At 35.5% G+C, this 26245-nt stretch carries 21 protein-coding genes; 11 read left to right on the top strand and 10 right to left on the bottom strand.

Annotated elements, in window-relative coordinates:
* Window positions 1-1089 precede the first annotated feature (1089 nt).
* Complete coding sequence (gene dusA / locus CWS31_RS11680; RefSeq protein WP_101345591.1) at window positions 1090-2061, bottom strand: tRNA dihydrouridine(20/20a) synthase DusA; 972 nt, start codon at window positions 2059-2061, stop codon at window positions 1090-1092.
* 280 nt (window positions 2062-2341) lie between these two features.
* On the opposite strand from dusA, the gene CWS31_RS11675 reads away from it, so the two are divergent.
* Entirely contained in the window at window positions 2342-3265 is a 924-nt protein-coding gene (locus CWS31_RS11675) for a manganese-dependent inorganic pyrophosphatase (RefSeq protein ID WP_101345592.1), read from the top strand.
* A gap of 123 nt (window positions 3266-3388) precedes the next feature.
* Here CWS31_RS11675 and fadA read toward each other — a convergent pair whose 3' ends face one another.
* The 3 genes from fadA to CWS31_RS11660 all read right to left on the bottom strand — a co-directional run bounded on the left by fadA (window position 3389) and on the right by CWS31_RS11660 (window position 9380).
* Window positions 3389-4552: an acetyl-CoA C-acyltransferase FadA gene (gene fadA / locus CWS31_RS11670; protein WP_101345593.1), complete on the bottom strand. Its 1164-nt coding sequence runs from the start codon at window positions 4550-4552 to the stop codon at window positions 3389-3391.
* 15 nt (window positions 4553-4567) lie between these two features.
* The gene (gene fadB / locus CWS31_RS11665) at window positions 4568-6748 is read right to left on the bottom strand and encodes a fatty acid oxidation complex subunit alpha FadB (protein ID WP_101345594.1); all 2181 of its coding nucleotides are present in this window, start codon (window positions 6746-6748) and stop codon (window positions 4568-4570) included.
* A 409-nt stretch (window positions 6749-7157) separates the two neighbouring features.
* Window positions 7158-9380, bottom strand: a complete 2223-nt coding sequence (locus CWS31_RS11660) for a two-component system response regulator (protein WP_101345595.1) — start codon at window positions 9378-9380, stop codon at window positions 7158-7160.
* A gap of 345 nt (window positions 9381-9725) precedes the next feature.
* Between CWS31_RS11660 and CWS31_RS11655 the strand changes: the two genes are divergently transcribed.
* Together CWS31_RS11655 and CWS31_RS11650 are read left to right on the top strand one after the other, a co-directional pair.
* Entirely contained in the window at window positions 9726-10607 is an 882-nt protein-coding gene (locus tag CWS31_RS11655; protein WP_246143497.1) for a TIGR03899 family protein, read from the top strand.
* A gap of 183 nt (window positions 10608-10790) precedes the next feature.
* The gene (locus CWS31_RS11650) at window positions 10791-11171 is read left to right on the top strand and encodes a MerC domain-containing protein (protein ID WP_101345597.1); all 381 of its coding nucleotides are present in this window, start codon (window positions 10791-10793) and stop codon (window positions 11169-11171) included.
* A 186-nt stretch (window positions 11172-11357) separates the two neighbouring features.
* Here the strand turns inward: CWS31_RS11650 and glnG are convergent, their stop codons facing one another.
* The 3 genes from glnG to CWS31_RS11635 form a co-directional block, all read right to left on the bottom strand.
* Window positions 11358-12758, bottom strand: a complete 1401-nt coding sequence (gene glnG, locus CWS31_RS11645; protein ID WP_101345598.1) for a nitrogen regulation protein NR(I) — start codon at window positions 12756-12758, stop codon at window positions 11358-11360.
* A complete protein-coding gene (gene glnL, locus CWS31_RS11640) occupies window positions 12755-13885 on the bottom strand; it encodes a nitrogen regulation protein NR(II) (protein ID WP_101345599.1) in 1131 nt (376 codons plus the stop codon). The genes glnG and glnL overlap by 4 nt, the downstream gene beginning before the upstream one ends.
* Window positions 13886-14043: 158 nt before the next feature.
* Window positions 14044-14571: a DUF4124 domain-containing protein gene (locus CWS31_RS11635; RefSeq protein WP_101345600.1), complete on the bottom strand. Its 528-nt coding sequence runs from the start codon at window positions 14569-14571 to the stop codon at window positions 14044-14046.
* 853 nt (window positions 14572-15424) lie between these two features.
* Between CWS31_RS11635 and CWS31_RS11630 the strand changes: the two genes are divergently transcribed.
* The gene (locus tag CWS31_RS11630; RefSeq protein ID WP_101345601.1) at window positions 15425-16591 is read left to right on the top strand and encodes a DUF481 domain-containing protein; all 1167 of its coding nucleotides are present in this window, start codon (window positions 15425-15427) and stop codon (window positions 16589-16591) included.
* Between the two features lie 12 nt (window positions 16592-16603).
* On the top strand, window positions 16604-17707 hold the full coding sequence (locus CWS31_RS11625; RefSeq protein WP_101345602.1) for a DUF481 domain-containing protein: 1104 nt from the start codon (window positions 16604-16606) through the stop codon (window positions 17705-17707).
* Between the two features lie 22 nt (window positions 17708-17729).
* Here CWS31_RS11625 and CWS31_RS11620 read toward each other — a convergent pair whose 3' ends face one another.
* Window positions 17730-18017, bottom strand: coding sequence for a 2Fe-2S iron-sulfur cluster-binding protein (locus CWS31_RS11620; protein WP_101345603.1), 288 nt, complete (start codon window positions 18015-18017; stop codon window positions 17730-17732).
* Window positions 18018-18271: 254 nt separating this feature from the next.
* Between CWS31_RS11620 and mpl the strand changes: the two genes are divergently transcribed.
* From mpl to CWS31_RS11605, 3 genes are all read left to right on the top strand, one after another.
* On the top strand, window positions 18272-19687 hold the full coding sequence (gene mpl, locus CWS31_RS11615; RefSeq protein WP_101345687.1) for a UDP-N-acetylmuramate:L-alanyl-gamma-D-glutamyl-meso-diaminopimelate ligase: 1416 nt from the start codon (window positions 18272-18274) through the stop codon (window positions 19685-19687).
* Window positions 19688-19847: 160 nt separating this feature from the next.
* Window positions 19848-20348 carry a peptide deformylase gene (gene def / locus CWS31_RS11610; RefSeq protein WP_101345604.1) on the top strand — a complete coding sequence of 167 codons (501 nt, stop codon included), beginning with the start codon at window positions 19848-19850 and terminating at the stop codon, window positions 20346-20348.
* A gap of 99 nt (window positions 20349-20447) precedes the next feature.
* Window positions 20448-21068: a flavin prenyltransferase UbiX gene (locus tag CWS31_RS11605; RefSeq protein ID WP_101345605.1), complete on the top strand. Its 621-nt coding sequence runs from the start codon at window positions 20448-20450 to the stop codon at window positions 21066-21068.
* A 183-nt stretch (window positions 21069-21251) separates the two neighbouring features.
* Here CWS31_RS11605 and CWS31_RS11600 read toward each other — a convergent pair whose 3' ends face one another.
* Together CWS31_RS11600 and CWS31_RS11595 are read right to left on the bottom strand one after the other, a co-directional pair.
* Window positions 21252-21716, bottom strand: a complete 465-nt coding sequence (locus tag CWS31_RS11600) for a chemotaxis protein CheX (protein WP_101345606.1) — start codon at window positions 21714-21716, stop codon at window positions 21252-21254.
* 417 nt (window positions 21717-22133) lie between these two features.
* Window positions 22134-22577 carry a transcriptional repressor gene (locus tag CWS31_RS11595; protein ID WP_101345607.1) on the bottom strand — a complete coding sequence of 148 codons (444 nt, stop codon included), beginning with the start codon at window positions 22575-22577 and terminating at the stop codon, window positions 22134-22136.
* Window positions 22578-22910: 333 nt separating this feature from the next.
* Here CWS31_RS11595 and CWS31_RS11590 point away from each other — a divergent pair, with 333 nt between their 5' ends.
* The 3 genes from CWS31_RS11590 to rpsF all read left to right on the top strand — a co-directional run bounded on the left by CWS31_RS11590 (window position 22911) and on the right by rpsF (window position 26244).
* A complete protein-coding gene (locus CWS31_RS11590) occupies window positions 22911-23987 on the top strand; it encodes an acyltransferase family protein (protein ID WP_101345608.1) in 1077 nt (358 codons plus the stop codon).
* 192 nt (window positions 23988-24179) lie between these two features.
* Complete coding sequence (locus CWS31_RS11585; protein ID WP_101345609.1) at window positions 24180-25541, top strand: hypothetical protein; 1362 nt, start codon at window positions 24180-24182, stop codon at window positions 25539-25541.
* 283 nt (window positions 25542-25824) lie between these two features.
* A complete protein-coding gene (gene rpsF / locus CWS31_RS11580; protein WP_101345610.1) occupies window positions 25825-26244 on the top strand; it encodes a 30S ribosomal protein S6 in 420 nt (139 codons plus the stop codon).
* Window position 26245 lies beyond the last annotated feature (1 nt).

Genomic DNA, 26245 nt, shown 5'->3' with positions numbered 1-26245 from the left:
AACCTTTTAATTCTCGCTGAGTGGGAAAGAACTTAATCAATTTGGTATTATTTACCTCCATATATTGATGAATATATGAGACATAAACATTCAGGTGTTCTAATCTTTCGCCTGCAGGGCAGCCTCCTACGTCGTGCTGTAGGTTGCAAATATTTAGACTTTTTGCTTTCAGCATGTAAAAAATACCGCGTAGGAAGCTGTCCTGCAGGAGACACAAAAAACGTAGCTTATGGTTGTTACTTAACTTAACGTATTGATGAATATCCAAGACATAAAATATTCAGGTTGCTCTAATCTTTTCGCCTGCAGGGCAGCCTCCTACGTCGTGCTGTAGGTTGCAAATAATCAGACTCATTGCTTTAAGCATTTAAAAAATACCACGTAGGAAGCTGCCCTGCAGGTGACACAAAAATGTAGTTTATGTTTTTTATTTAATTTTAACGTATTTATGAATATCCAAGACATAAACATTAGGTGCTCTAATCTTTTCGCCTGCAGGGAAGCCTCCTACGTCGTGCTGTAGGTTGCAAATATTCAAACTCTTTGCTTTAAGCATTTAAAAAATACGGCGTAGGAAGCTGCCCTGCAAGTGACCCAAAACGTATTGTTTTCTGTTATTTACCTCCATATATTGATGAATATATGAGACATAAACATTCAGGTGCTCTAATCTTTCGCCTGCAGGGCAGCCTCGTTCGTAGTGCCATAGATTGTAATGATACTGGCTTTTGTACTTTGTAGGCGGGATTTTAATCGTGCGTTAGCGGGGCATTCCCCACTTAAAATTTGAAATGAAGATCTGAAGAACCCTAGTTAACGCTATGCCTTTGCTTTTTCAACAATTGAAAAACACCGGTAGGAAGCTGCCCTGCAGGTGACTCTAAAACGTAATTTTACCTCAAAGTATTGATGAATATACATGATATAAAACAGTCAGGTTCGCTTACCTGTTCGTCTGCAGGGCAGACTCTTACGTAGCGCCATAGATTGTAAGGGGTCTGGGTTTTTAACTTTGTAGTTTGGATTTGATTCGCGTGGCAGTAGGTCGCTCCACTTTTATTTTGATTTATCAATAGAAAGTATGAATTTTTAAATTGGCGTTACTTTGCTAAAAGCATCAAGAAGCACCTGCCCATCAGCTCCATCTTTACCAGCACACTCGCTTAAGTGTTGTCTAAATTTTCTTGCTCCAGATAATCCGTTACATAGACCTAGCATATGACGTAGTACATGCCATGCTCTACCTCCTTCTTTAATCGTTTCATTGATATATGGCACCATTAAATTAATAACATCCATTCTTGTTAATTTAGGTGTATTTGCATTATAAATTTCGCAATCGGCATCAGTTAAGATAAAGGGGCTGTTATAAATCTCTCGGCCTATCATAACGCCATCAATATGTTTTAGGTGCTCATTAGCTTCAACAAATGTTTTAATACCGCCATTGATAGTTATATTCAAATTAGAGAAATCCTGTTTAATCTTATAAACACGATCATAATCTAATGGTGGTACATCACGGTTTTGTTTTGGACTTAAGCCAGTTAGCCAGGCCTTTCTTGCGTGGATAATAAAATGCTTACAATCAGCTTTTGCCACTTCACTTATAAAGGTATGTAAGAACTCGTATGAGTCTAAATCATCAATACCTATTCGAGATTTGACAGTCACAGGAATATTACTAACGTTTTGCATTTCATTGACGCATTCTGCAACTAAGCTCGGCTCGGACATTAAGCAGGCACCAAAACGACCATTTTGAACTCTATCTGATGGGCAACCTACGTTAATGTTAACTTCATCATAACCATGTTGCTCAGCGATTTTTGCACACTCAGTCATGGCTTTAACATCACTACCACCAAGCTGTAAAACTAAAGGGTGCTCTGTGTCATTGTAAGATAGATAATCCCCTTTACCGTGTAATATTGCGCCAGTTGTAACCATCTCGGTATATAAAACGGTATGTTTTGACATGAGGCGATAGAAGTATCGGCAATGTTTATCTGTCCAATCTAGCATGGGCGCTATAGATAACTTGTGGTCTATTTTATTCATTACAATAACTCATTCAATATAGTGTTGATTTTCTAAGTATTATTTTGGCATTACTTTTCTGCGCGAGTACGACTGTTTTTCCAAATAATTTAATGCGGTAATAGATAGTATGCGTGGTTAAGTTGATATTGTACTACAGGTTAGCTATTCGTCTAAAGGCTGGATATGTAAGGAGTGTATTTATTTTATAGGTATATCACTGATATTCGTTAGCTGCTTATAGCTATTCAACGTAATGTAACTTTGTTAGAATACGCACAAATTAAAGGAGAGTACTTTTATGCCAAATTATGTTGTAGGTCACAAGATACCTGATTCAGATTCTATCTGTTCAGCAATCGCTTTATCATATTTAAAAACTACCTTAGGTGAGGAAACTCTTCCTGCACGTTTAGGTGAACTAACCCCTGAAACATTATTTATTTTAGATAAATTTGGTTTTGAGCAGCCTGAGCTTAAAACAAGTTATGCTGGTGAAGGTGTTTATATCGTTGACCATAGCGATATTGAACTCGCACCCGATGATATCGACCAAGCAACTATTTTAGGTATTATTGATCACCATAAATTGGGCGATTTAACGACGTCAACACCATTAGAAATTTGGGTACGTCCTGTCGGCTGTACTAATACGATCATTAAAATGATGTATGATTTTTATGGTGTTGAAATACCTAAAAATATCGCAGGTGCTATGATGTGCGCTATTTTAAGTGATACTGTTATCTTTAAATCACCAACTTGTACTACTGCAGATATTAAATGTGTTGAAGCCTTGGCTGAAATCGCTGGTATCGAAGACTTTAAAGAAGTCGGCATGGATATGTTCAGAGTGAAATCTGCTGTTGAAGGAACGCCGATTCGTGATTTAGTAAAACGAGACTTTAAAGATTTCAACATGAATGGAAAAAAAGTTGGTATTGGTCAACTAGAAGTAATTGATTTAGCTGTTTTTGATGACATCAAAGACGAGTTATTTGCCGATATCGCAGCATTAAAAGCGGAAGGTGATCGCCACAGTGTATTTTTACTGTTAACTGATATCATGAAAGAAGGCTCTGAACTATTAATTGCTAGTGATAGTGATACACTTGCTGAAGCCGCGTTTGGTGTTGCACCAAAAGATGGTAAAGCTTGGTTAGATGGCGTTTTAAGTCGTAAAAAACAAGTTGTACCACCACTTCAAGAAATCTTTCTTAAGTAGTATTTGCACAAGTTAATAGCGGAATTAATAAAAACCCAGCTGTTGCTGGGTTTTTTTATGTTTAACATATTTACTTATATATCAATTATTTATAGTTAACATAATTATAAATAAATATAGGTATTACACACGTTCAAATACCGTTGCAATACCTTGCCCTAAACCAATACACATTGTCGCTAAACCTATATTTACATCTTGGTTTTCCATCAAATTAATTAATGTTCCTGATATGCGAGTACCTGAACAACCTAAGGGATGACCAAGGGCAATAGCACCACCATTTAGGTTAATCATATCGTCAGCTTTATCTGTTAAACCTAAGGCTGAAATACATGAGAGTGCTTGTGCTGCAAAGGCCTCATTAAATTCCGCTAATTCAATATCATCAATAGTTAAGCTGGCACGTTTAAGTGCTTTTTGTGTTGCGGGTACTGGTCCGTAACCCATTGTTGCAGGATCACAACCAGCAACAGCCATACCGCGGATTTTAACGCGTGGTGTTAAGCCTAGCTCTTTTGCTTTATCTAATGACATGATCAACATAGCTGATGCACCATCTGATAATGCCGATGATGTTCCTGCAGTTACCGTACCATTTACTGGATCAAACACAGGGCGAAGACCCGATAAGCCTTCGACAGTTGTATCAGGTCGAATTACTTCATCATGCTCTATGAGTGTTAATACGCCGTTCTCATCATGACCTTCCGTGGCAACTATTTCATTATCCCAACGACCTTCAAGCTGAGCTTTGTAGGCTAGTTGATGAGATCGTGCAGCAAAAGAATCTTGCATTTCACGGGTAATACCGTGTTGCTTACCTAGTAGCTCTGCGGTTAACCCCATGCTACCAGAGGCACGGGCAATGTGTTTACTCAGTGACGGTGAGAAATCAACATCATACATCATAGGTACATGACCCATATGCTCAACACCACCAACTAAGAATACATCACCTTGACCGGCAATAATGCTAGTTGCAGCATCATGCATTGCTTGCATTGAAGAACCGCATAAACGATTAACCGTAACGCCGCCAATACTTTTAGGCAACCCAGCAAGTAGTGAAGCATTACGAGCAATATTAAAACCTTGCTCTTTAGTCTGTTTAACACAACCCCAAATAACATCTTCAATATCATTAGGATCAAGTTTAGGGTTACGTTTTAAAATTTGTTCCATTAAGTGGGCAGATAATGTTTCTGCTCGCACATTACGAAATACACCTGCTTTAGAACGTCCCATAGGAGTACGTATGCAGTCAATAATAACAACTTCTTTCATCATATTTCCCCTATATTAGTTAGCTAAAAGCGCTGTTTTAACGTTGGTGGTAAAGTAAGATTTACCCGATTTAGCCATATCACGTAAACCATCAGTTACCTGATAAATTTCTCCTAAATGACTATATTTATCCGCTAAAGCTATAAAGTTATCTAAGCCAAATGTTTCTAAATAACGTATCGGTCCACCTCTAAATGGTGGGAAACCAATACCATAAATTAAGCCCATATCAGCTTCGGAAGCAGTATCTACTACCCCTTCTTCAAGACAACGGATAACTTCATTAATCATTGGTACCATTAAACGAGCTATTATTTCATCGCTAGTAAAATCATGTTGTTCAGCGCAATTTTCTGTTAGCAATTGATAAGCTTGTTCAGATGCTACTTTTGCAGGCCGGCCACGTTTATCTTTAGAGTGATCATAAAACCCTTTAGCATTTTTCTGACCAAAGCGATCGTTACTATACAAAGTGTTAACTGGGTCGTTATCTAGTTTCTTCATGCGAGTAGGGAAACCTGAAGACATTACGTCAGTACAATGATCAGCAGTATCTATGCCGACTACATCAAGTAAATAAGCAGGGCCCATCGGCCAACCAAATTCTTTCTCCATGATTTTGTCAATCGTAGCAAAGTCAGCGCCTTCAATAACTAACTGACTAAAGCCTGCAAAGTAAGGAAACAAAACACGATTAACGTAAAACCCGGGGCAGTCATTAACAACAATAGGCGATTTACCCATTTTAGCTGCATAGGCAACAACACTTGCAACGGTTTCATCAGAAGTATCTTTTCCACGAATAACTTCTACTAAGGGCATTTTATGTACGGGATTAAAGAAGTGCATACCACAGAATTTATCAGGTCGTTTAATACTCTTTGCTAGTAAGTCGATTGAAATAGTTGAAGTATTTGAGGTTAAAATAGTCTCTTCACTAACATGTGATTCAACTTCAGCTAACACTAAGCCTTTTATTTTTGGATTTTCTACCACCGCTTCAACGACAATATCAACGTCTTTGACACTGTCATAATTTAAACTTGGGGTAATGTTATTTAATACTTTAGCCATTTTACTGGTATCGGAATAACCGCGTTCAACCTGTTTAATTAAAATATCTGAGGCAGTTTGTAGACCAAGGGCTAAAGCGTCGTCATTAATGTCTTTCATAATAATTGGCGTGTCTTTATAAGCTGATTGGTAAGCTATACCACCGCCCATAATACCAGCACCTAAAACAGCAGCTTTATTAATTTCTTTTGACACTTGTTTTGTTGCTTTTTTAGCTTTGCCTTTAATAACTTGATCAGCTAAAAATAAACCAATGAGTGCTGTTGCTGCCTCGGTTTTAGCTAATTTGGCAAAACCTAAGTTTTCAGCTGCCATCGCACTGGCTCTATCTAAAGTTGAAGCGGTTTCTAATGTTTTAACCATGACCATAGGTGCAGGGTAATGCTTACCTGCTTTAGCTGCAATCATTCCTTTACACGTACTAAAGCTCATGATGGCTTCAATTTTACTAAGCTTTATTGGTTCAAGTTTCATTTGACGTTTTGCACGCCAATCGAGTTTACCTGCCATCGCTTGTTTAAGTATTTTAATAGCACCGTCACGTAAGTGTTCTGGAGCAACTACAGCATCGAGTAAACCTACAGCTTGTGCTTGTTCAGCTTTATGAGTTTTACCAGTACTTATCCATTCAACAGCATTATCAGTACCTATGATTCGAGGTAAGCGAACTGTGCCGCCAAAGCCAGGCATAATACCTAATTTTACTTCAGGTAAACCAATATTGACTGTGGTATCTGCAATTCTATAATCACACGCTAGTGACAATTCACAACCGCCCCCCAGAGCAATTCCGTTAATTACAGCAATAGTTGGCAAGTTAACATCTTCAAGAGAATCAAAGATATCTGTTGCTGCTTTAATCCATGAAAGTAATTCTACCTCTGGTTTTTTAAATATGTCTAAAAATTCATTTATATCAGCACCAACAAGAAATGCAGGTTTTGCAGATGTAACAATAACTGCTTTGGCTTCAACGCAATTGTTAATCGCTTTAATAGCTGCGATTAATTCTTGCAGTGTTGCTTGGTCAAATTTATTAACTGAACCGCTAGCGTCTAAATTAAGATCGACAATTCCGGCTTCTAATAATTGGACAGAAAGGCTGTTGCCTTGATATATCATACCTAGTCTCCTTCACTAATAATGGTTGCTGAATAGCTTTACTATATTAATTGTTATATTGATGCTCTTAACTATAGCTGTTTTTACTTCATTCAGAATAATAGTTGATTGAGTGTGCCTTGAACAAAAGCTAAATGCAAACAATTAAAACACTTGTTTTAATTGTTTGTTTTATTTCGGTGGTTTAGTTGATGGTTTAGTTCGTGAATAAATAATAACAATTGAAATATCAATTTATGCAGTGGACTATTTATCCGTATTGAATTTTGATAAATACTTGAGTTGAACAATATAAAAAACATAAAAAAAGCACTCCCCAAAAAATTGGGTAAGTGCTTTACTTTTCAACTTTTAAACTTCTACTAGGCGTTCAAAAATAGTTATCCAGATCAGGTTAGTTATTCTAATATTATTTTTGCTGATTAAGAAAAGTGAGAAACTCCTCGGCAGGCATTGGCTTGGCGTAATAGAAACCTTGAACTTCATCACAACCTAATTCAATTAAACGCTCTTGTTGCTCAATTTCTTCAATGCCTTCAGCAATAACTTTAAGTTTCATTTGTTTACCTAAATTAATAATAGTTGCAGCAATAATAGACTGTCCTTCTTTATTTATATCAGTAACAAATGCACGATCTACTTTTAATCTGTCTAAAGGTAGCTTCTGTAAATAACTTAAAGATGAAAAACCAGTACCAAAATCATCCAACGCTATACTGACTCCTTGAGATTTTAACTTAGTTAAAGCATCAATGATGATTTGAGGCTCATCCATCAAAATACTTTCCGTTATTTCTAACTCAAGTTTACACGGTTTAATTTTATGATCTTTCATCGTCTCTATTATATTATCAACAAAGTTTTCTTGTCGAAATTGTGGGATAGAAACATTGACTGAGATACTAATATCAGGAAAGGTCTCTTCTAATTCTTGTAGTTTTTTACATGCTTGACTAATGACCCAATCGCCTATTTCGATAATTAATCCTGAATATTCAGCTAAAGGAATAAATACCGCAGGAGAAACAAACTTTCCATCGGTAGTTCGCCAACGTAATAATGCTTCAGCACCAATAACTTTACCAGAGCTTAAAGACAATTGCGGTTGGTACCATAGCTCAAGACAATTATTTGAAAAATCATTGCGTAGTTGACGGATCATATTCAGACGCCATTGCATTTGATCTTCAATATCAGAATGATAATAAGCAAAGTGCTCGAGTCTATTTTTCTTGGCTATATTTAAGGCGATATTAATCTGATTTAAAACTTGTACACCACTACTTTGTGCATGCTCTTTAGTACAAAGACCAAAACAAGCATTAATAGGAAGGTGTTGCTCACCCGCCGAGAATGGTTGATGAAATAAAGCAATTAGGTTATCTGGGGTTAAACAATCAGCAGGTCCAATAATGCCAAACACATCAGCACCTACACGTGCAAATTGACAATTATTATCGATTTGTTGCAGGCGCTGACCAACAGCTGTGAGTAATTGATTACCAATATCTTGCCCTAAAGCATCATTAATATCGCTGAAATGATTAATATCAATTAAGGCCGCGACTTGATCTTGTTTATCGCTTTGTGCAAAACAGTTTAGTAAACGCACAAACTCTAAACGGTTCGGTAAATTAGTAAGCCAATCTTTATATGCGGCATTAGTCAGTTTTTGGAACAAATGAACATTTTCATAACCAACAGCAACAGCAGTTAAAAAGACATTGAGTAGTTGAATTTGTACTTCAGTTAAGGGATGCGGTAATACTACATGGATAACTGCCCGATGATCACCTTTGGCAATGTAGAGATTGATACTAGTATCCAAAAACTGATGTTTTTGTTGTAAAAAGCATAGCTTAACTTGTTTGTTTGCCTCTTCATTTTGTAGCTTATCAAGCTTTTGATTAAGCAGGCTATCTTCAAAACCTAGTTGTGCTAATACATAGAAGCTTAGATCATCGATATTATCAATTATCCCTTGCCCTCGAGCACAAAATACCGCGGAAATATCGTTATGGATCAAGGCTCGTAATTGTAATAATACACCTTGACTGTAGCTTGATAGAGAATGTTGTGCAGATAATTTAGTAGCGCCTGAAACTATAGTCTCTAAGCCTAACCTACTTTCATTAACGGTAGCTATTTGTTGATAAGAGCGAATTGCGGCAAATACGGTGGTCACAAGTTTACGACGAGTTAATTCCGTTTTGGTTTTATAGTCATTGATGTCATATTCTTTAATGACACTTTCTTCAGGGGCATAACCAGGTTGGCCTGTACGCAATACTATCCGTATATCTTTACGCTGTAGTGTTTCTCTTATATGTTTAACAACGTTTAAACCAGCATCGTCAGTTTCCATTACCACATCAAGCAACACTAATACGATACCATCATTTTCTTCAATAATTTGACATGCATCTTTGCCAGAATAAGCATGTAAATATTCAAGACGACGGCCTAATACGAGTAAATCAGATAACGCAAGTTGCGTAACAGAATGAATTTCAGGATCATCGTCAACAATCAAAACTTGCCAAGTTTCATTACTGCCAAACGCTAATACCTCGTCTTCATCACTATCATCGATAAATAAAAAGTCATCGTTAGAGTTTTCTGATGCTTGCATACTGTCCTCATAACTAAGAGTATTATTTTTTTGAAAGTTCTTAGTTAAAAATGAAATTTATTATATTTAGATTAACTATAACCTAATACAACTTTTTTACACTATTGAAATGAATAAAAAAGTCCATTTCAATAATTTTATTTGATTACATTTGTTACGTTATAATAAATTAGAACCATTACTATTAATTACACGCTACAATTTAAATATCTAGATAATTTGAATGTTTTTGCTAGATTAGTAAAGTATTATTTTTGCTTGGCTTAAGCTTAGATAGAATTTATACCTGATTGCACATTATAATAAAAGGAGTAAATCAACATGAGTCGCGATAAGTCAATCTTAGTGCAAAATGAAGATGATAATCAAACAGATGATAGCACTAGAGTTATTGATACTTGCAAAACGACTCAGCAATCGCCTCCTGAAAGTTCGACGTCTCCACAATTTTTTAAGTTAGCTAAAAAGCTAGGGATCGATGGTGCTTTATTCGCTGAGAATAAAAAAGCTCTTCTTGAAGATAGAACATTAAAACGCGCTCGATTAACCGAATTACACAAACAAAAAAATATTGAAACTATCATTTTGAAAGCATTACCTTACTGCTCAAACTTTGAGATCGGGCCAAATATTGATCTTGATTGGTTTAATCGATATATCGCTTTATCAGAAGAGGTAAGTAATCCTACAATGCAGGACCTTTGGGCAAAAATTTTGGCTGGGGAGTTAACTAAATCGGGATCTTTTTCATATAAAGCTTTAAAAATTTTTCGTGATATGGGAATACATGATGCTAAATTATTAGCGAAAGCTTGTTCATTAGCAGTAAAAGATCCTAACCATAAAAATATACGTTTAATTACGGGGGCATACCAAAAACCAGGACTGTTAAATTTTCTTGCTAAACAACGCCTACAATTTTGCAATTTAAGTCAATACGGTTTAAATCATGCCGATTTACTTGCACTCTCAGAAAATCATCTGATTTATATACAAGAAAGTGAATCGAGTTTAATAAATAAAGGTGAAACATTACAATTTATGTACAACGGTAGCTCGATGAGATTGACGGCAATAAAAGCGGATGTGAGTCTACAATTTTATAAATTTACCCCACTTGGTAGTGAATTAGCCCAGTTAATAGGTGATAAAGGTAATGATGACTTCTTTGAACATTTAAAAAATAAACTTAGTTATTATTTTTTAATTAATAGCGATAGAAATTAATAACTATCTAGAATTAGCTTAATTAATTTTAATTGTAATCTAAGAATAAAAAGATGGTCGTTGCCGTTACATTAATTTATAATGTTATATTGTATCAATTGTGATAATATCTCAATTAGTACGATAAGCTGTTCAAGTTAGCTTATCAATAATAGTAAATTAATTTAGCTTCGCGGAATAATCATGTTAGATAGAATAGGTATTACGGCAACTTCTTTATGCGCATTACATTGCATACTATTGCCTATATTATTACCATTACTTCCTTTAGTCGGTTTAAGCTTTTTAGCCGATCATGCCTGGGAGCATGTTTTTCTTCTTTTAACTGCTGCGTTAGGTACTATTGCATTATTTTCTGGATTTAAACGTTATCATAAACGTTTGTATCCTTTTTACTTACTTTATTTAGGTGTGACATTATACTGGATAAAGCATGATTTTTCGGTAGATCTAGAGCCTTATTTTATTATTGGTGGTGCGAGTCTTATTATCGCCGCTCACTTTATTAATATAAAATTATGTAATAGTTGTAAGCAATGTGATGAAGAGGTTTGTAGCGGTTAATTATTGACTGCTAAAGCTTTTATTTTAACATAAAGTCACTAAAGTGCTAAAACCACTGACGAAAAGCATAATAATTACAGTAATACCATTTCGCATAAATACGTAAACGAAATGGTATTAGTTTATTTCAGACTCATTTATTCAATATTCTTGAACAATATACTGCCGCTATTTAGAAACATTCGTTTAATTCTCAAATTCTTTTAATTTTCGGGTTAAAGTATTTCTTCCCCAACCTAATTTCTTGGCAGCGTCTTGTTTATGGCCTTGGGTAAAAATCAAAGCTCGTTCAAGCATGATCTTTTCAAATTCAACTTGTGCGTAATCTAAAATAGCATCTTTTCCTTGTGCTAACTCTTGATCCATCCAAGCACTGAGCACATCTTGCCAAGCATTTGAATCTTGTTGTAAAGGCACTGATTTTTCGGTTAATTCATTTGGTAAATCTTCAACTAAAATTTCTTGGCCACTGGCCATTACGGTTAAAAATCGACAAATATTTTCTAATTGTCTAACGTTGCCAGGCCATTGACAATTATTCAAAAAATCACTGGCTTTTTTACCTAATGTTTTTACTTCAACACTAAGCTCGTTTGCTGCTTGAGTTAGAAAATGTTGACTAAGTTGCGGAATATCTTCTTTTCGTTCTCTAAGACTCGGTAAGTGAATGCGAATTACATTGAGGCGATGGAATAAATCTTCTCGAAATTCTCCTTTCTTCACGCTTTCTTCAAGATTTTGATGGGTCGCGGCAATAATTCGCACATCAACTTGTACAGGTAAATGTCCACCGACACGATAAACTTGACCATCAGAAAGTACACGTAGTAAACGTGTTTGAATATCTAATGGCATGTCACCTATTTCATCTAAGAATAAGGTGCCTTTATGGGCTTGTTCAAAGCGCCCTTGACGAACCGCATTAGCACCAGTGAAAGCTCCTTTCTCATGGCCAAATAGCTCAGATTCAATAAGATCTTTTGGAATAGCTGCCATATTTAAAGGAATAAAAGGTTCGTTAACTCTCGGACTATGAGAGTGTAGCGCTTGTGCAACTAATTCTTTACCCGTACCTGATTCCCCGTTTATTAATACACTGATGCTTGAGCGAGATAAACGACCAATTGCACGAAAAACTTCTTGCATGGCTGGTGCTTCACCAATCAAGCCTACAGCTAGAGGTGTGTTTGATTTTTGTTTATTCTTAGGACTATGCTCTCTGGCATGTGTAAGTGCACGCTTACTAAGGTTGATAGCATCATCTATATCAAAAGGTTTAGGTAAATATTCAAAAGCACCACCTTGATAGGCATTTACGGCGCTGTCTAAGTCAGAATGTGCAGTCATAATGATAACTGGAATATGGCTATAATCTTTACGTAATCGGTCCAGTAGTTCCATACCATCTATATTTGGCATGCGAATATCAGAAATGATAACTTCAGGCTGCCCATGATCTAAAGCAACTAATAAATTCTCAGCACTCTCAAAAGCGGCACAACTGATATTTGCATTAGCAAAAGCTTTCTCAAGTACCCATCTGATGGAACTGTCATCGTCAACTATCCATATTTGTTCGGTGATCATAATTTATTCTCTTGTGATAAAAGTGCTTGGGGTAAAGGTTGTTGTTTTAACGCTTGCTGCTTTAACGGAAGCAGAATAGTAAATTCGGTATGCCCAGGGATACTATGGCAAGATAATTTGCCTTGGTGTTGGTTAATTAATGTTTGAGAAATAGATAAACCTAAACCTGTACCATTAGATCGCCCTGACACCATAGGATAAAAAAGTGTATCTTGAATTTCACTAGGAATGCCTGGACCGTTATCAATAATACTTATATGAACGGCCAGTTTTATACGTTTTCCGTAAATAGTTTTATTACTGGCTATACGTGTTTTTAGGGTAATAGTATTTCCCTCATCAATCGCTTGAATCGCATTATTGACTATATTGAGTACAGCTTGTTGTAGTTTTTCTTGATCGCATTCAACCGCAGGTATTGATGGATCATAGTCTCGCAGTAAGTGAATATTTTTTTCGTTAGAATAACTCACTAACTTACATACTTTCTCAAGTATGCCATGAATATTTTGAGCTTGAATTTGAGGTAGTTGATTTGGACCAAGTAATCTGTCAACTAAATTAGTTAACCGATCAGCTTGTTCAATAATCATGCTGGTGTATTCTTGCTGATCATTGTTTACTTCTTTACTTAATAATTGTGCTGCGCCACGAAGTCCACCTAAAGGATTTTTAATTTCATGAGCAAGACCTTTGATAAGATCACGTGCAGCAAGCCATTGCTGATGTTGAAAAACTTCTAAGCTAATTTGTTTCTGTTGATCTATTTGCTTTAATTCCAATAAAACATGAGGTGTTTTTTTAAACTCAACGGAAGAAGCGGTTATTTCCGCTGTAAAACGATGATTCGGACTGAGTTCAACCATAATATCACTATCGGTAAACTCTTGCCCTGTAGCAAGGAGTTGTTCTAATCGAGCTGTAGTTATACTCGTATTGGCAAAAATAACTTCTGAGTCTGTGCTGTATAATCGATATAGACTTTTATTTAATAAAGCTTCTGCGGCAGGATTTGCATAAACGATAGCAAGATCGCCATTTAGAATAATGACGGCTGTTACTAAATGGTTAGCAAGAGATTGTTGATAAGGTGCAATCTGTTCTTGTATAAAACTACGGCTATGCATAAAAAACCTTAGGAGAATTAATTGCACGCACTTAATTGGTGCGAACAATGTAGATTTACTAAAAATTGGTTTTATTTGCAATAATAAATTTTCAAGTTAAACAAAGTTATAAATCTAAAACCATTTAATAACAAAGGGTTGTAAATAGTTTTGCTAACTTACTGTGAAGAAGCTCTATGCATATAAAACGTTACTGATGAAGATGATGCAATAACCTTGCCTTTATCATCAAGTAATAACATTTTAATTTTATGTTCGCCTCGATTTATATCGCGTAAAGAAAACATTGAGTGTACTTGAGGGGGGTTATAAGGTTGTCCATCAAGTTCTAACAGAACTTTTAAACCTTTTTTAAAGCGCGGCTTGATACCTCCTTCTATATAAACAGAGCCAGTATTATCACGTATTGTTGCATTGTTTTTCGGAGTGTTAATTACAATGTCATATTTTTCTACGGTTTTTTGCGGTGTTATATCAAGAATTTCAGTTTTTAAAGCTGTTTGTGATTGAATAACATTATCAGGCTCTACCTCTACTTCTTCAGCACCAGCTCTTGGAGAATCGGAAAAAACTAAGGTGCCTTGTTCATTGTGCCAAACATAAATTTTAGTTGTTTTACTCGCATTGGCGAATGCAGGAGCAGCCAATGTGAAAATGAATAGTGTAAGCAGTAATAACTTGAGCATAAAACCTTTTATTTCCTTATGTTTTAGCATTATGAAACTATTATTTAAACTGCACTATTTCATAATGTTAATAATTTTAAGTATATATCTATAGTTTGGACAAAAAAATGTTTTTTATTATTTTTCTAGTTTTTAGCGTTAATTTATTTAAAAATTCACGATTTTGTGGGTATTTTATCGTTAAAGTGTAGTTTAATAATTAACTTTCATTTACTTCGTTTTAATAAAAGTGATCAATAAGAATAAAAACTGACGGTAGTAATCGTAATTTTATTAAATTTATTATCTACTCGATCAAGTTTCCAAATGACGTTCTTAAAGGCTTATATGCTGCGTTATTAATTTCGAAAGGACGCTGCTACAAAGATGGTGTTATTAGAGGATGTAGGTGCATATGCTCCTGAATAACCATTGCTTCAATCAAAATCATGTCCTTAAACCTATTAATTATCGCTGAGTGAAAGAATTTGAACAGCGGGCTATTATTAGCTTAGTGCTATTACCGGGTTGAAATTATCAAGTCGGTATTATCAATAGCATTATGCTTGCCGTTATTCATAGTCATTATGTATAGTTTTATGCTGCTTCGCACTCTTTTGGAGCGTCGTGGTTTTTTTGTGGGCTATTTTGGTGCCATCAGAATGACTTTAAGGTTTAATCGTTCGCTAAAATTTATTAAATATACTTAAAAAGTTATGGATTAATTGTATTGAAAAGTTTAATTTTTTAATCGAAGTGTTTAAAATGTCTTAGTTTTGTAATATCAATGATTGACCAATGTATTTGCTCAATTACGCTTTAAATCACATTTAAAACATTTATTTCATAAATACCTTAAAGGGGTAAAGTCTTCATGTCTTACTTGATACTTGATCGAGTCTCTAAACTATTCTTATTTTTATCTTTTCTAGCTAGTTCAGCTACCACTTATGCGACCGACACTCCTGTCGCAGGTGATGTTTCTGCTACTGCAAACGGCGAAGAAAAGTCGCAATGGATAAAACCAACGCCTGTTTTTAAGCAAGATTTTGATTGGATACAATTAACCTCTGATGAATGGCTTAAAGGTGATATTGTTTCTATGTATGATGACAGCTTAGAGTTTGACAGTGAGGAGCTTGATGTACAAAACATAGACTGGGAAGATATTGCCGTATTACGAAGTAAAGGCTGGCAAAGTATCCGTATGAATGATGGTACAGTTGCGGAAGGCTATTTAGTCGTTAAGGACAAAAAATTATCGTTAACTAGGAATGGCGTGACCACTTACTATACTTTAGATCAGTTACTGTCAGTCGCTTCATCAGGTGTAAATGAGCGTGACCTATGGGATGGTTATGTAAATTTAGGTTTTAATATAAGTAATGGTAATACTTCACAGATTGATTATACCTTTGCTGCAGGTATACAACGAAGAAGTGCAAGTAGCCGTTTTAAAGCTGATTTTATTGCAGACTATAGTCGCTATAAAGACCAAGATACAGAAGAAAAAATTGTAACAGCAGACAGTGAGCAGTTAACAGGATCATACGATTGGTTTTTCAATCCTAAAATTTACTTCCGAGCGGCAGATTTTGAGTACTCTTCAGACGCATTCTTAAACCTTGATTACCGAATCAATTACGGTATAGGTCTTGGTTATAATGTTATTGATACTAGTCAAACGACTTGGGATTTAAATCTTGGGCCAAGTTATCAAAAGAGTAAGTTTATTGATGTAAAAGCACCTGATAGTAATATCGAAAAGTCTTTTGGTATCTCATTAGGGACTGATTTTACTTATGAAATATCCGGTGATATTGATTACTCTGCATCATATAGTATCCAATTTATTAATGAAGAGTCTGGTGGACGAATTCAGCAATTTCAAACAGGCTTAGAAATAGATCTGATGAATGATTTTGATCTTGATGTGACGTTTTATGCAGATCGCACTGAAAATCCGAAAGAAGAAAGTGATGGTAGCATTCCAGAGCAAAATGATTTTCGTCTAGTAATTAGTTTGGGTTATGATTTTTAAGCAATTAAAAGTATGAGTACCCTACTTAAATTTTTCACTATAGGTTTAGCCATAATTGCTTTTGTCAGTTCGGCAGAAGAACAGGCTAAACCTATTGTCGAATGGAGTCCTGCAACACCTGTTTTTTCTCAAAAATACGATTGGCTTAAGCTTAAATCTGGTGAGTGGCTAAAAGGCGATATTATCTCAATGTATGATGATGAACTTGAGTTTGACAGTAAAGAGTTTGATACACATACTTTTGATTGGGAGGATGTGGATGAACTTCGTAGCCGCTATGACAAACAAATACGCTTTGACAGTGGCGAAGTAAAACAAGGCTTTTTGATTGTAAAAGAAGATCATGTTGTGATAATCAGTAACGGTAAAGAGCAGCATTATCCCTTATCTGATTTACTTTCAATTACTTCAGCTGCTGATGACCGAAAAGGTTTTTGGAGTGGAAAAATAAGCCTAGGTATTGATATTGAGTCAGGGAATACTAACCAAGTTAATTATACTGTTAGTTCAAATATAGAACGAGTAACCCCTTATACCAGCTTCAATGTAGATTATACCTTTAACTATAGTAAATCGAGGGTAGGGGATGTAACCCAAGTTGTCACCAACAATAGTCGTTTAACGGCTTATATTGATTGGTTTTATTCTTACAGAATTTTCTTTCGGGTATTCGATTTTGAATACGTACAAGACTTACAGCAAAATATTGAGAACAGAAATACTCTTGGTGTCAGTTTAGGTTATCACTTTATTAATAATAAACGTTTAAAATGGGATATGACCTTAGGTCCTAGTTACCAACAAACCGAATATTACAATACCGTAGTGGACAATAATCAGACCAGTGCGGTTATCGCATTAAGTACAGCAGTCGATTACTCAATAACCAGTCGAATAGATTTTCTTATCGATTACCAGTTACAGTTTGTTAAAGAAGATTCAGGAAAAAGAAACTCCTACTTTAAAGCTTCTTTCGAATATAAAATTCATCACGACTTTGACTTAGATCTAGCGTTCGTACTTAATAGAGTTGCAAAGCCTGTAGTTAATGAGGCTGGAGAAATTCCTAAACCTAACGATTATCAATTAATAACTAGTTTGAGTTATAATTTCTAATATTTCTTAAGATGAATATATATTATTCATGGCTTACTTCGACATCAGTTAGAGCTTGACTACAACAAAGTAAAATATAACCTTGTTCTTGCTCTGTTGGCATCAAACCATCAGTTGAGTTCTGCTTTACCTCTCCACTAATTAATTTAGCTAGACAACGACCACAAGAGCCGCCACGACAGGAATAAGGAAGAATTAACCCTGCAGCCTCACCTTGATCTAAAAGTGAATCTTGCGTATTACCGTTAAACGTTTTGTTCCAACGCTTGAAATGAATAGATACTTTTTTGTTAATGCTCTGCTTTACCACTGTTCACCCTTTATCACTGATAAAATTAAAACTTTATAGTCAGCATCATAACGTATTTCTAATGGTATTTCTCGTGGCATCATTTTTTCGTTCGGGAATAAAATCAATTAACACTAACTTTGTATGTTTATTTCAATTGGTATTAGCCGTTTGATTGCAGCCAAAGCTGAGATATTAAGGTATGATATCGGCATTATGACGCTTCGTTTATATCGTGAATTGAGGTTTTGAATATATCTATGAGTAATAACAAAATACACCTTCATATTTTAGGTATTTGTGGCACCTTCATGGGAGGTATAGCTGCCATAGCTAAAGAGCTTGGTTTTAAAGTCAGTGGCTCTGATGCAAACGTATATCCGCCGATGAGTACACAGTTAGAAGGATTAGGCATAGCGTTAATGTCTGGTTATCAAGTAGATAATTTTGACGATGATATTGACTTAGTGATCGTGGGTAATGCCATGTCTCGTGGTAACCCTATGGTTGAGTATATGCTAGATCGCAATATTCCTTATACCTCAGGGCCGCAGTGGTTACTCGATAATGTGCTTAAAGATAAATGGGTGTTAGCGGTTTCAGGTACGCATGGTAAAACAACAACCAGTAGTATGCTTGCGTGGATATTAGAATACGCAAATTTAACGCCAGGCTTTTTAATTGGCGGAGTACCACAAAACTTCAGCTGCTCTGCACGATTAGGGAGTGCACCATTTTTTGTCATAGAAGCTGATGAATATGACAGTGCGTTCTTTGATAAACGCTCTAAATTTGTTCATTACAGACCACGAACTTTAGTTATCAATAATTTAGAGTTTGATCATGGCGATATTTTTAATGATCTTAGTGATATCCAAAAACAGTTTCATCACCTTATCCGAATGGTGCCAAGTAATGGTTTAATTTTATCTCCTGCAAATGAAAATGCTATTAGCGAAACATTAGATATGGGCTGTTGGACACCTACAGAGTTCTCACATACCGAGCTTTCAATTCATGCCTCAGACATTAATATCGCAGACATGAGTACTGGCTGGTACGTTGAAAAGCTTAATGGTGAAGGCAGTGAATTTATTGTTAGCTTTAATGGTAAAGAGCAGGGCACAGTAAAGTGGAGTCTTATTGGTGACTTTAATATTGATAATGGTGTGATGGCTATTGCTGCAGCACGTCATGCGGGTGTACCAAGTGCTATTGCTATTGATGCACTAGGTGAGTTTATTAACACCAAACGTCGCTTTGAACTGCGCGGTATTATTAATGATATTAGTGTTTATGATGATTTTGCGCACCATCCAACGGCTATAGCAAAAACATTAGCAGGTGTTCGTGCTAAACTTGCACAACAAGCAAAGCCAGGACGTATATTAGCGGTTCTAGAGCCAAGATCAAATACTATGAAATCTGGTGTTCATAAAGATTCATTACCAGCGTCGCTTAATGACGCTGATGAAGTGTTTATTTTCCAAGGTGATAAAGTTACATGGTCGGTTAGTGATTTAATTGAACAGTGCAACGCACCTTGTCATGTGGAAGATAATATTGATGTATTAATTAATAATATTACTAAACATGCTCAAGCTGGCGATATAATTGTAGTTATGAGTAACGGCGGTTTTGCTGGAATACATGAAAAATTATTGAACTGCTTGGCGACACCGAACGTATAAATTGTATTAATATTGATTAATTACTTGGCTTAAGGCCATTGATATGAAAATAACTAATACTTGAATTCAATATGTAAATAAACAATATACATTCAATCAAATAGCGGACTAAAATAATTCATTCGCTAATTATTATTTAAAAAGAAAGAGATTAAAGAAAATGACAGTTTTAACCATACTTACCGCACCGAATGAAAAACTTTTAAGACCTGCAGTACCTGTTACAGATGTTAGCGAAGTTCAAACCTTAATAGATGACTTATTTGAAACGTTATACGCTACAGATGATGGTGTTGGTCTAGCGGCAACACAGGTAGGTAGTAGTGCAGCTGTAGTGGTTATTGATATTTCTGAAAACCGTGATGAGCCCCTTGTTTTGGTAAATCCTGAAATTGTTCATGGCGAAGAGACAGCTAAAGGGCAAGAAGGTTGTTTATCTGTACCTGGTTATTATGCTGATGTAGAACGCTTTACAAATGTTACCGTTGAATCTTTAGATCGAGAGGGTAAAAAGCAAACTATTACTAGCGATGATTTTCTTGCCATTGTCATGCAGCATGAAATGGATCATTTAAAAGGTAAGTTATTTATTGAGTATTTATCACCACTTAAACAACAAATGGCGCTGAAAAAAGTAAAGAAAACTCTCAAAAATGGTTAATCATTTTTGTAAGTGTTAGGTTGTTTACTGAAATCTAAATTGAAACGTAAATTGTAATTTTAAAGTGGTTAGCTAAGTTGTGTAGACAAGGTGAATAAAATGGAAGATAAATTCAAGGGCAAAATAACCCTTGCGATAACTGGCGCATCTGGTGCTGCTTACGCGATGCGTTTAATTGAATGTTTAATTTCAGCAAACTACCAACTCTATATACTATGTTCAAGCGCGGGACGAATAGTTTTAGATACCGAAGTGGGCATTAAGCTGCCTGGTGCACCTGAAGCGGCAGGAAAATTTTTGACTGAAATGTATAAAGCACAGGTAGGACAAATAACGGTTTTTGGTAAAGAGCAGTGGTTTTCCCCCGTTGCTTCGGGATCAGCTGCACCTAAAAAAATGATAGTTTGTCCATGCACAACAGGCACCATGGCTGCTATTTGTCATGGCATGAGTGATAATCTTATTGAACGAGCTGCGGATGTGGTGATAAAAGAACGTGGTCAATTAATTTTAATGATCCGTGAAACGCCTTTTTCTACCTTACATTTGCAGAATATGCTCAGCTTGTCGCAACAAGGGGTTACTATTATGCCAGCCTCACCTGGTTTTTATCATCAAGCTGAGTCAATTAATGACTTGATTGATTTTATGGTAGGACGTGTCTTAGATCATTTAGAAATAGAGCAAAATATTATGCCACGGTGGGGCTATACGCATTGATGTAATAAATTAACCCTTAACGATAATCTTATTGATTTTCGACATAAAAAAAACGACTTTAGTCGTTTTTTTTATGTCGATTAATTTAGGTAGTCAATTTAAATAATCGGGAGTTTAATACTTAGTTACTTTAACCGAAGCATTTTATGTATTTACTATAATAGAAGTATTTATAAAGAATAATTAGTCATCAAAACTAAATTCAATATATGCTTTACCTAATTCATTTTTCAATGGAATGATAACAATAGGACCTTTCGCTTTGTGGTGAATACGATGATTTGGACCTGAAACAACAATAGGTGTTGCCATATCAAACTCAATGCCTTTTTCACTTAATAAGCGCTTCGCACCACCCGTTACCATATTAGTAATTTCACCTACCAAATCAGTAATTTCTTCGTTTACTTCATCGGGGGCTTCACCTACCATTTTTTTCATGGTGGCTAGTGCTAAAGGGCCTTCAAAAGTAATAGATAATGAACCTTTGGCTTGATCACTTACCATGCCGATTAAGCCTGATACATCGCCCATAGCGATTTCATCTTTTTTAAGGCGTGGCTTTTCTGGAACTAATTCCATTTGAGCCATGGTTGACATGACATTAAGCATTGAAGATAAAAAGGGATTGATAAACTCTACATTCATGGAGATTCCGAATCTTAACTGTTTTAATAAATTGCCAAATTGATTTTGCATGCTTATTTTATAAATGTAAATCAAATAGCGCGATACTTGTCTAACTAACTCTAGTTAATTACGAGATTATGGTACGAACGGTAATTTAGGCAACAATTTCATTTAATTGATAAAATAGTCGAAAACTAAACTATAAAAAGAAAAGCACAATGCCTTGAAATTATTTACCTAAAAAAATACTTAGATAATCACCTAGAAAATTAGCAGTAATCATTAACTTGAGGTAAGTATCGGTGACTATTGTACTTTTTACCACTATTTATAGAAAAGTTTTTACTACAACTTTATTACAATAGTGTAGATTTGTTAATTATCCCAATAGAGATAAACTAAATCCCTTAAGATAAGTACAAATAGCCAGTAGATTTAGCCCATTTGTGTACAATTTTTACAGCTTCCATGAGCTTCTACAATTTGATGACTAATAGTAAAGCCGTTAGTATCAGCCATTGCGCGTAACGCCAAATCAAAATTATTTGACTGAATTTCTTCAACATGACCACAAGCATCACAAATCAATAATTGCACTGGATGATTACATTCACCAAAATGATGACACATTACAAAGGCATTTATTGATTCTATTTTATGAACAAAACCTTGCTTAGATAAAAAATCTAAAGCGCGATAAATGGTTGCAGGCTTAGCTGCCGCGTCTATTTTTTTTAGTTCTGCTAATAAATCGTAAGCACCAACAGCACCTTGTCGGTTTGCTAACAATAAAAAAACTTGTTCTCTAACTTGTGTAAAACGAGCACCTTTTTTTTTGCAAACAAGTTGTGCTTGGTTTAATAAAGATTCTGGCGTCATATGGCTGTCAGATTACATAATTTAAAGGGGGTAATAATCTGCGTAGTGTAACATACTCGTTCTCGGCACGAAAATATTTTTACTTTACAACCGACAATTCAACTAGGTATCCGTCGGGTTCTCTTTATTTAATTTATTTATTTTAATCTCATAATTTTGTAAGTCGATCAAAAACATAGGAAGTTCTGGCATACTACTAGTAAAAAACGTTTTATAAACCATTCGCCATTTATAAGCCCTTCGTTTAGAATGAAAATAAAAAGACAGCGCTGTCTTTTATGTGTGTAGTTTATAAAACATAGACTAACCAATTCATTCTGCTAGGAAAATAATATGACTCGTTATCTCGCGCTCGATGCTTTTAGAGGCATTACTATCGCCTTAATGATTTTAGTTAATACACCAGGGAACTGGTCACAAGTATACGCGCCTTTGCTGCATGCAGATTGGAATGGCGCTACACCCACAGATTTAATTTTTCCATTCTTCTTGTTTATCATTGGCTCAGCCATGTTTTTTTCTTTTAAAAAGAGCAATTTCACTGCTTCGCCTGAGCAGTTTAGAAAAATAATAAAACGCGGTTTCATTATGTTTTTTATTGGCTTTATGCTCAATGTTATCCCTTTTACTACTAACATGGATGATTGGCGTATTATGGGAGTATTACAACGTATTGGTATCGCTTATGTCATAGCTGCATGCTTAGTTTTATTACTTAATCGTACTGGAGTTATTATTGTATCAGCAGTAATTTTACTGGTTTACTGGGGGATATTGTTAAGTGTTGGTGATGGTGCTTTAACACTTGAAGGTAATGTTATCCGCCAGTTAGATTTAACCGTATTAGGTGCTAATCACATGTATAACATGCGCGGTATTGCTTTTGAACCTGAGGGATTATTAAGTACTATTCCTGCGGTCGTTAATATGTTGCTTGGTTTTGAGTTAACTCGGTATTTAACCAGTATAGAAGATAAAAGAACGAGTGCCATTAGGTTAATAATTATAGGTGGGTTAGCAATAGGCTTTGGTTTACTTTGGGGGTTAGTGCTGCCGATTAATAAATCACTTTGGACGCCGTCTTATGTTATTTATACTACGGGCTATGCTTGCTTATTACTCGCGGCTTTTATTTGGTTAATCGACATAAAAAAACAAATGAAGTTGGCTGAGCCTTTATTGGTATATGGCACTAACCCGCTTTTTGTTTACGTTTTATCTTTTTTAGTAGTGACTTTATATTTGAATATTCATATTGGTGACAGTTCAATGTATGGATGGTTATACGCGCAATTTTGTATAATATTTCCGCTTAAGTTGGCGTCATTCTTATTTGCTTTGTCGCATGTTATATTTTTTTGGTATGTGTCATTAAAATTATATCAACGTAAAATATTCATAAAGATTTAAGTGGCATGGCTTAACCTATACTAAGGTTACTTACCCATAACTTAGATTAACTCTGTTTAACTAAGCGTTTATAGCCATTAGTTTAAATTTTTAACTAAAAGCACTGAAAATACTATCTAAAAGCCTTGTTTTTGCTATTCTTAATGCAGTTTTTTAATCATTATAATAGTAAGAATATAGGCTTTTCTACGAGTGAATAGAGCTAAATTAATTCAAGACGAAAACTTGTCTTTTAGGGTTAGTCATCAGTTATTACCAGAAGACTACCAACGTATCGATCTTTACTTTTCATTACCCGTTGAAATGGGTATAAATCCGAGCACCCTAAATGTAGAGGAATTCTTCTACGCCAATATTAAAAACCAGAGTGCTTATTACGCGGATCAATTACACTTGCCTTTAGTGAGAAGTCGTTTTATTAGCCAAAATAAAGGTGAACAAGGTGATTATCGGTTAAATCTTAATTTATATTCTTACCAAGTTAAAAAAGCCCTTGATGCTGATATTAAGTTCACTTTAAAGCTAAAAACCGCGGAGGAGTTTTATCCTGCAGCCGTTGAGTTAGCTGAGCAAACTATTGCGCTGACTAAAAAGTTGAGGCGATATACGCCGTCAGACAAAAAATTGAACTCATTCTTTGAAAATGCCGATAACTATTTGAGCTGGCATATAGAACAATCGTTTTTAAGGCTTTTATCGAGAGGACCAAAAAGCTCAGACTTTACCACTGAACGTGAGTTATTGTTGACTTTGTGTCGCTCAGAAAATGAGTATCGTATTGAAAATAAATATAACTCACAAGTGACCCTTGATGATGCTAATCGGATCACCAATAAAATGCGATTATTGCAACGCTTGATTGAGTACGGCGTTGTTTTTCAACGTAAGCCTCGCTATTTAAATGTGAACCTAAAGCGCTTTGTTCGCGGTGTTGTAACCGCTTTTATTATGGCATTTGTTATGTTGTTAGTGCTTAACGCGCGCACCAACTTCACTGAAGTAACTATTGCACTTGTTGCCTTTTTAGGCGTTATTTATGGTTTACGTGAAACATTTAAAGATGATTTAACCGATCTTATATGGCGGAAAATTCAAAAAGGTCGACCTAAGTGGCAAAACCTATTTACTCATAGTGTGACTAAAAAACGTATTATGAGTCAGATATTATGGTTAGAGTATATAAACCCTAAAGATTTACCTAATTCAGTAAACAATTTATTTCAAGAGCGTGGCCAGCAAAATAAGCAGGATGCACAGTTGTTGCATTTTCGTTGTGATAATAAGGTATTAGCGAAAAAGTTTTTACCTGGTTACGATGAAATACAGCAACAAACCTTTTTTAATTTAACGCCTTTTGTGCGTTTTTTAAAGAAAGGTGCAGGTCGGTTATATAGCTTAGATGGGCAAAAAATATCGAATCAAGCGGTAGAGCGTCGTTATCAAATTAATCTTGTTTTACGACACTTATATAAAGATGAAGAATCTATACAGCGTTTTAAAATCACTTTAAACCGCTCTGAGATAGTTAACCTTGAGCGAATTAAGGATAATTAACCCCAGCTCGAGTACGACAATACTGGTACGGACCAGAAAATAATATTGAATTGAATTGAATAAATATTATTAAAAATCAATATCATAATATATCCTTTAATCCTAGTTGAGATTAATTAACCAAGCAGTTAATTTAATGCGCTTGCTCTAACAGTATTACTTGCTATTACTGGTTGTTTTCCCTACAATACGCATCCTTAATTCAGCCTGAACTTTTTGTTCCTTGCCTCAACTGGTGTTTGGCTGAGCCAGATTATGAGGCTACAACCGTAAGGAGCTCGTAATGCGTCATTACGAAATCGTATTTATGGTTCACCCTGATCAGAGTGAACAAGTGTCTGGTATGATCCAGCGCTACACAGACTTGATCAATGCTGCTGAAGGCAAAATCCACCGTCTAGAAGACTGGGGTCGTCGTCAATTAGCATACCCAATCAATAAATTACATAAAGCACACTATGTTCTTATGAACATTGAAGCGCCTCAGTCAGTTATTGATGAACTAGAAACAGCTTTCCGTTATAACGATGTTGTTATTCGTAACATGATCATGCGTACTAAAGACGCGGTAACTGAAGCATCGCCAATGGCTGCTGCTAAAGAAGACCGTCGTGACGATCGTCGCGAAGTTAAGAAAGATGTTACTGATGAAGCTGAAGTTAACGAAGACTCTGAAGAGACTTCTGAAGAAGCAGCTGAATAAG

Origin of the sequence: Colwellia echini (assembly GCF_002843355.2) — a bacterium.
In the GTDB taxonomy this organism is placed as follows: domain Bacteria; phylum Pseudomonadota; class Gammaproteobacteria; order Enterobacterales; family Alteromonadaceae; genus Colwellia; species Colwellia echini.
Note: the sequence above shows the minus strand (reverse complement) of the source record. Positions and strands in the feature narration are given on the sequence as shown.

Bases quoted from the DNA above. Each gene is read 5' to 3' on its own strand.
- CWS31_RS11600 (WP_101345606.1), bottom strand. From the start codon at position 21,716: ATGAATGTAGAGTTTATCAATCCCTTTTTATCTTCAATGCTTAATGTC.
- dusA (WP_101345591.1), bottom strand. From the start codon at position 2,061: ATGAATAAAATAGACCACAAGTTATCTATAGCGCCCATGCTAGATTGG.
- def (WP_101345604.1), top strand. From the start codon at position 19,848: ATGACAGTTTTAACCATACTTACCGCACCGAATGAAAAACTTTTAAGA.
- CWS31_RS11605 (WP_101345605.1), top strand. From the start codon at position 20,448: ATGGAAGATAAATTCAAGGGCAAAATAACCCTTGCGATAACTGGCGCA.
- CWS31_RS11650 (WP_101345597.1), top strand. From the start codon at position 10,791: ATGTTAGATAGAATAGGTATTACGGCAACTTCTTTATGCGCATTACAT.
- rpsF (WP_101345610.1), top strand. From the start codon at position 25,825: ATGCGTCATTACGAAATCGTATTTATGGTTCACCCTGATCAGAGTGAA.
- glnL (WP_101345599.1), bottom strand. From the start codon at position 13,885: ATGCATAGCCGTAGTTTTATACAAGAACAGATTGCACCTTATCAACAA.
- CWS31_RS11660 (WP_101345595.1), bottom strand. From the start codon at position 9,380: ATGCAAGCATCAGAAAACTCTAACGATGACTTTTTATTTATCGATGAT.
- CWS31_RS11630 (WP_101345601.1), top strand. From the start codon at position 15,425: ATGTCTTACTTGATACTTGATCGAGTCTCTAAACTATTCTTATTTTTA.
- glnG (WP_101345598.1), bottom strand. From the start codon at position 12,758: ATGATCACCGAACAAATATGGATAGTTGACGATGACAGTTCCATCAGA.
- fadA (WP_101345593.1), bottom strand. From the start codon at position 4,552: ATGAAAGAAGTTGTTATTATTGACTGCATACGTACTCCTATGGGACGT.
- CWS31_RS11675 (WP_101345592.1), top strand. From the start codon at position 2,342: ATGCCAAATTATGTTGTAGGTCACAAGATACCTGATTCAGATTCTATC.
- CWS31_RS11625 (WP_101345602.1), top strand. From the start codon at position 16,604: ATGAGTACCCTACTTAAATTTTTCACTATAGGTTTAGCCATAATTGCT.
- CWS31_RS11595 (WP_101345607.1), bottom strand. From the start codon at position 22,577: ATGACGCCAGAATCTTTATTAAACCAAGCACAACTTGTTTGCAAAAAA.
- CWS31_RS11635 (WP_101345600.1), bottom strand. From the start codon at position 14,571: ATGCTCAAGTTATTACTGCTTACACTATTCATTTTCACATTGGCTGCT.
- CWS31_RS11590 (WP_101345608.1), top strand. From the start codon at position 22,911: ATGACTCGTTATCTCGCGCTCGATGCTTTTAGAGGCATTACTATCGCC.
- fadB (WP_101345594.1), bottom strand. From the start codon at position 6,748: ATGATATATCAAGGCAACAGCCTTTCTGTCCAATTATTAGAAGCCGGA.